The 4,999-nt window shown below is 39.5% G+C and carries 4 protein-coding genes; 3 read left to right on the top strand and 1 reads right to left on the bottom strand.

The window, feature by feature from the left end:
* The 3 genes from F6K13_RS17805 to F6K13_RS17795 all read left to right on the top strand — a co-directional run.
* A partial coding sequence (locus F6K13_RS17805; RefSeq protein ID WP_287287925.1) for an AarF/UbiB family protein occupies positions 1-872 on the top strand: 872 nt, incomplete at its 5' end.
* Between the two features lie 580 nt (positions 873-1,452).
* Positions 1,453-2,733 carry a linear amide C-N hydrolase gene (locus F6K13_RS17800; protein ID WP_287287924.1) on the top strand — a complete coding sequence of 427 codons (1,281 nt, stop codon included), beginning with the start codon at positions 1,453-1,455 and terminating at the stop codon, positions 2,731-2,733.
* A 477-nt stretch (positions 2,734-3,210) separates the two neighbouring features.
* Positions 3,211-4,554, top strand: coding sequence for a linear amide C-N hydrolase (locus F6K13_RS17795; RefSeq protein WP_287287923.1), 1,344 nt, complete (start codon positions 3,211-3,213; stop codon positions 4,552-4,554).
* Between the two features lie 135 nt (positions 4,555-4,689).
* Here F6K13_RS17795 and F6K13_RS17790 read toward each other — a convergent pair.
* Positions 4,690-4,999 (bottom strand): hypothetical protein (locus F6K13_RS17790; RefSeq protein ID WP_287287922.1); only part of this gene is annotated, 310 nt, incomplete at its 5' end.

Below are 4,999 nucleotides of genomic sequence, written 5' to 3'. Positions count from 1 at the left end.
ATCATGGAGACTTACACCCTGGTAATATAATTTTGTTACGCAAAAGTAAGTTTGTATTAATTGATTTGGGAAGTACGGGAACTCTGGACGCAGAATTCAGAAGAATTTATTTTAATTATATCAATGCTCTCTCAGAGGGAGATTTTCCTAAAGCTTCTGATTATTATATCCAGTTGGGTGTAGATGTTCCAAAAGCTAACATTCCTAGAGTCAGGGTGGATATGGCTCGTGGATTTGATTCTTGGTCAGCTAAATCTGAACTCAAGGGGTTATCATATCGGGAAAAGTCCTTGGGGGGAGCTACTCAAGAAGTTAATCAAGTAATCTTTGAAAACGAAATACCAACTAATTGGACACTTCTAAAAATTAGTAGGTCTTTCTTCGCATTAGATGGCTCACTGCAATATCTCTTGCCAGAATTAAATACTTTTAAGATTATCAAAAAGTACAATAAGGAAGCCGATCGCCGTGCTTTGATTAATAGTCTGCGTCCTGAGAATATTAGGGCATCGTTGAAGCAGTTATCGGATACTGTTAGTCAGTATAACGATCTGATTCTGCCTCAACTACGACAGCGAACTATAGCTTTTGAGTTAACAGTTAATAGGTCTGCTACGACGTTGGCAGTGATTTTGCGTAGTTTGTCATCTGTACTGCTAATAGGTGGGTTTGGCACATTGTATGTCTTCCTTTATCAACAATATTTTGAGATTATTCAACCTATTAATGTTGAAGTTGTTGATGAAGTTGTGAGACAGTTGCCGTATATACCATATTTGGAGTGGGTAGGGATATTAATTTCTGGGGGATTAACTTTCAGGGTTTTATTAGCTTGTATAGATATCTTGGAGCGTAAGGAGTTTGGGAATTAATACAATGTCCGGTTGAATAGTTATAAATAACGAGAAAGGAGTCAGGAGATCCACCCTCTTGAAAAGGGGGGGGACTTCCAGTTCCCCTTAAAAAGGTGGATAATGGGGGGTCATTGATGTACTTCACGCCTTATGAAAACTATTATATATATAAGGAGGAACAAGTTTTTTTATCACTAATTATCCGGACATGATATCAAACAGTCTATTAACTGGAGAAAAAAAAATATTGATGTAAGTGTGAAGCAGTATGGTATAGTTTGATTGTCATGGGTGAACAATCCAAGACATTTAAGTGGACGTAGAAGAAAACCTAGAACTACTACCTTAATTAAGGTAGCAGTACCCACTAAATGAGGTATAGCTCATTAAAAATCTCTGTGCCTGCTTCTTTCAGAGGAGCTTCGCTAAGGCTAACACTTTTCATATAGCGTAGCAAAACTCTAACAGGCTGGAGACCTATGGCTGCCCTCAATGTGGCTTGTCAATAGATTTTGAGAGATGCGGTAGACTCGATCGCGAATGCCTGTGGATGAGTAACGGCCAACGGCCTCAGTAGAAGCAGGAAGTAAACATCAATTTGTCATATTATGTGACATCTTGTATCAGTTTTATAGAGCAGCAGCAAGCAGCATTGAACTTAATGATGATGAAGCATAATTTTATGAAGAAGCTAGCAACTATATTTGTTGTACTTATTACCATCCTTTCCATGGTAATAGCTCCATCGGCTCAGGCTTGTAGCCGATTAGTGTATAATGGTGGCTCAAATGGACCAATTACTGCACGCAGTATGGACTGGTTTCAGGACCCCGATGCTGAACTCTGGTTCTTTCCGAAAGGACTAGATCGTAATGGTGGGGCTGGTGACAATTCAATCAAATGGACTTCAAAATATGCCAGTATCGTTACTTCGAGCTATGACATAGCTACTGTTGATGGTATTAACGATCAGGGTCTTGTTGTCAATCTCCTCTTTTTGACAACTACAAATTATGGTGAGATTGAACAAAGTGAGAACACCTTATCCGTTGGAGGCTGGGGTCAATATGTCCTTGATAATTATAAAGATGTTAATGAGGCACTTACAGGACTGACAGATACAAACCTCCAGATCGCCACAACAACCCTGAATGGTCTCAACGAGCTAAGACCTGGAACCATACCCCCTGCACTTCTAGCAATGGAAGTTGAAGGCCAGAAATTTGGAGACATGAACTTTGGACTTCACATGGCAATCTCGGATAAAAGTGGGGACTCAGCTGTCATTGAATACATTAATGGTGAACAAGAAATCCATCATGGTCCCCAATACAATGTACTGACTAACGACCCAACCTACGACCAACAGCTTGAACTCGATGAATCTTGGAATAACCTAAATACATTTTGGTCTCAGGGTGGAGCTTTGTCATTTGTACCAGGTAGTAGCAATGCCACAGACCGGTTCATCCGCGCTAGCTATTACTTGAAGCAAATGAATGATAAGTTGGTGACTAAATTGAGGGGAAGCCGACGGAATGAGTTAGCTGCAGCCTTAGGCATCATCCGCAACGTCTCTGATCCTATTGGTCTAGCTAGTTTTAATGTTGGTACTACCCAATGGCGGACTCTTGGAAACCAAAGTGTTCCCAGTGTGTTAGGAAAGATTACTAATGATCCAAATCCCACCTACTTTTTTGAATACACCAAGAATCCGAGTGTTTTTTGGGCTGATATAAACAAACTGAAAAGTAAAAGTAAAAATGATGCGATGGTGTTTGACAAAGTTACCGATCCTACATTTGCAGGGGATGTTTCACAAGAGTTCGAGGGAAAAGACCCCTTCTCTTGGGATATCTCCTCAAACATAAGTAACTAATAATTTTTTTAGATTTTTGATTACTGAATAATGATGGGAATCAATAGTCTAGTGAGATTTTCAATCTTGTAACTTAGCTGAGGGGGCGACTTTCGTCCCCTCTCTTTTATTTAGGTTTGTCTCCCCTTGAATTTTTGGTCACATCCTCAGCCAATTTCAGAGCATCACTATTAGGAAAATGATTATAATCTTTCCTTAACCTAGCTGAGGTATCTTGCTTACTATGAGTGTACTTCACCAAGATTGATTTAGTGAGAAGCAGTATGGTACTGTATGATCGTCACGGGTTGAAAATCCAGGGCATTAAATTTACCTAGAAGGAAGCGTAGCACTACTATCAAGGTAGCAGCAATCAATGAAACGTTCATCCACGAAAGGGCTGGGACTCACTTACAATGTCCGGATTAATAAAGTAGGCTGCAACCCTTGCATTGTCTTCGTTTTGGAGTAAAAAAAATATCAGGAGCATTAAACTTAATGATTAAGAAGCATAATTTGACGCTCAAGAAGCTAGCAACTATATTTGTTGTACTTATTACTATCCTGTCCATGGTAGTAGTTCCATCAGCTCAGGCCTGTACCCGGTTCGTCTATCAAAAAACGAGTGAAACTTCACCAATTACTGCGCGCAGTATGGACTGGATGGAGTTCCCCGATACTAAACTCTGGTTCTTTCCAAAAGGACTAGATCGTAAAGGTGGAGCTGGTAACAATTCAGTCCAATGGATATCACAGTATGCCAGTATTGTTAACTCCAGCTATGACCTTACCATGGTTGACGGTATAAACGAGAAGGGTCTCGTTGCCAATCTCCTTTTTTTGGGAGATACGGAGTACGGTACAAATCAAGATCAAGATGAGAAAGATATCTCCCTTGGAGCCTGGGGTCAATATGTCCTTGATAATTATCAAGATGTTAATGAGGCAGTTGCGTGCTTGACAAAAAATATGAGCAGCGATCATTATCAAATAATATCTCCCGATGATCAAGATAATGATCAAGGCCAAATTGTTTGCGACAATCAAGCAAATAAACCCCTCCATATCGTTACAATTACCCTTGGAGCTGATGGCCTGCAAGGACAAAAGCTTGCACTTCACATGTCGCTCTCAGATAAAGATGGGGATTCAGCGATCTTAGAATATATTGATGGTAAACTAATAATCCATCAGGATAGTAAATATGATGTGCTGACTAATGACCCAATCTACAGCGAACAGCTTGCCATCAATTCCTACTGGGACACCTTATACAAAAGCTCCGTTCAGGACTCGTCTCCAGAAGCAACATTATTTCCAAACGCAGGGGTATTTCTGCCAGGCACCAGTAATACCTCAGATCGGTTCGTCCGGGCCAACTATTACTTGCACAAAATGGAAATGGAGAATAGCCTGAAATCTAACCCTAAAAATTTTGATCCAGACAGCGAGCGAAATGGTGAGTTAGCTGGAGCGTTTGGCATCATCCGTAATGTCTCTGATCCCATTGGTTTAGCTATTCCTGGAAACCTGGGCACTACCCAATGGCGCACTGTTGCGAGCCAAGATCCAGAAAATTTACTTTACTTTTTTGAAAAGACTAATAGTCCGAATATTGTGTGGGTTAGTATGAAAACAATGTTGTCTGAATTATCATCACAAGAAGTGAAGTTCTTGGATATGGGTAGCCTTACTGAGATAAATAATGACTTGGTAGGTGATGTATCAAGTAAATTTGAGTTAGGAGACAAGAATGGCTTAAATTGGAATTTATGTGACAGATCGGAGGAAGGTTTTGACTTTGAAGCGCCACCGGAATGTAAAAAAATTCCACAAGACTAATAATGTAGTAGTCTTGTGAAATTCTCAATTCTGTAACTTGCTTGAGGGGGCAAAACTTGCTCCCTCGCTTTTATTTACCTTGTCTCCCCTTTCTCCTGTCTCCTACCCCTACAAAAAGACTTTTGAGCGCAAGCCCTAATTAATATCATATCTATTCATAACCGTATCAATCGTTTTTTTCCAATAAGTTAAATACTTATCCCGATTAATTTTTAATCTAAGGCCACTCAACAACAATCTATAAGATGGATACACATCCTTGTCAAAAAAACCGGGGAAATTTTCCAGTAATTTAGAGGGCATAACATCTGAAATTATCGTTAAATTATAGAAAAAATTAGATATTCCAGCTATATATATCAACTTTCGATTCTTTCTAGCAATTTCCTCATAATTAAATGGTATTAACGGCAAATCTTTCAACTTATTTAGGAACCAAAGATGT

This window comes from Okeania sp. SIO2B9, assembly GCF_010672505.1.
Lineage (GTDB): Bacteria > Cyanobacteriota > Cyanobacteriia > Cyanobacteriales > Microcoleaceae > Okeania > Okeania hirsuta.
Note: the sequence above shows the minus strand (reverse complement) of the source record. Positions and strands in the feature narration are given on the sequence as shown.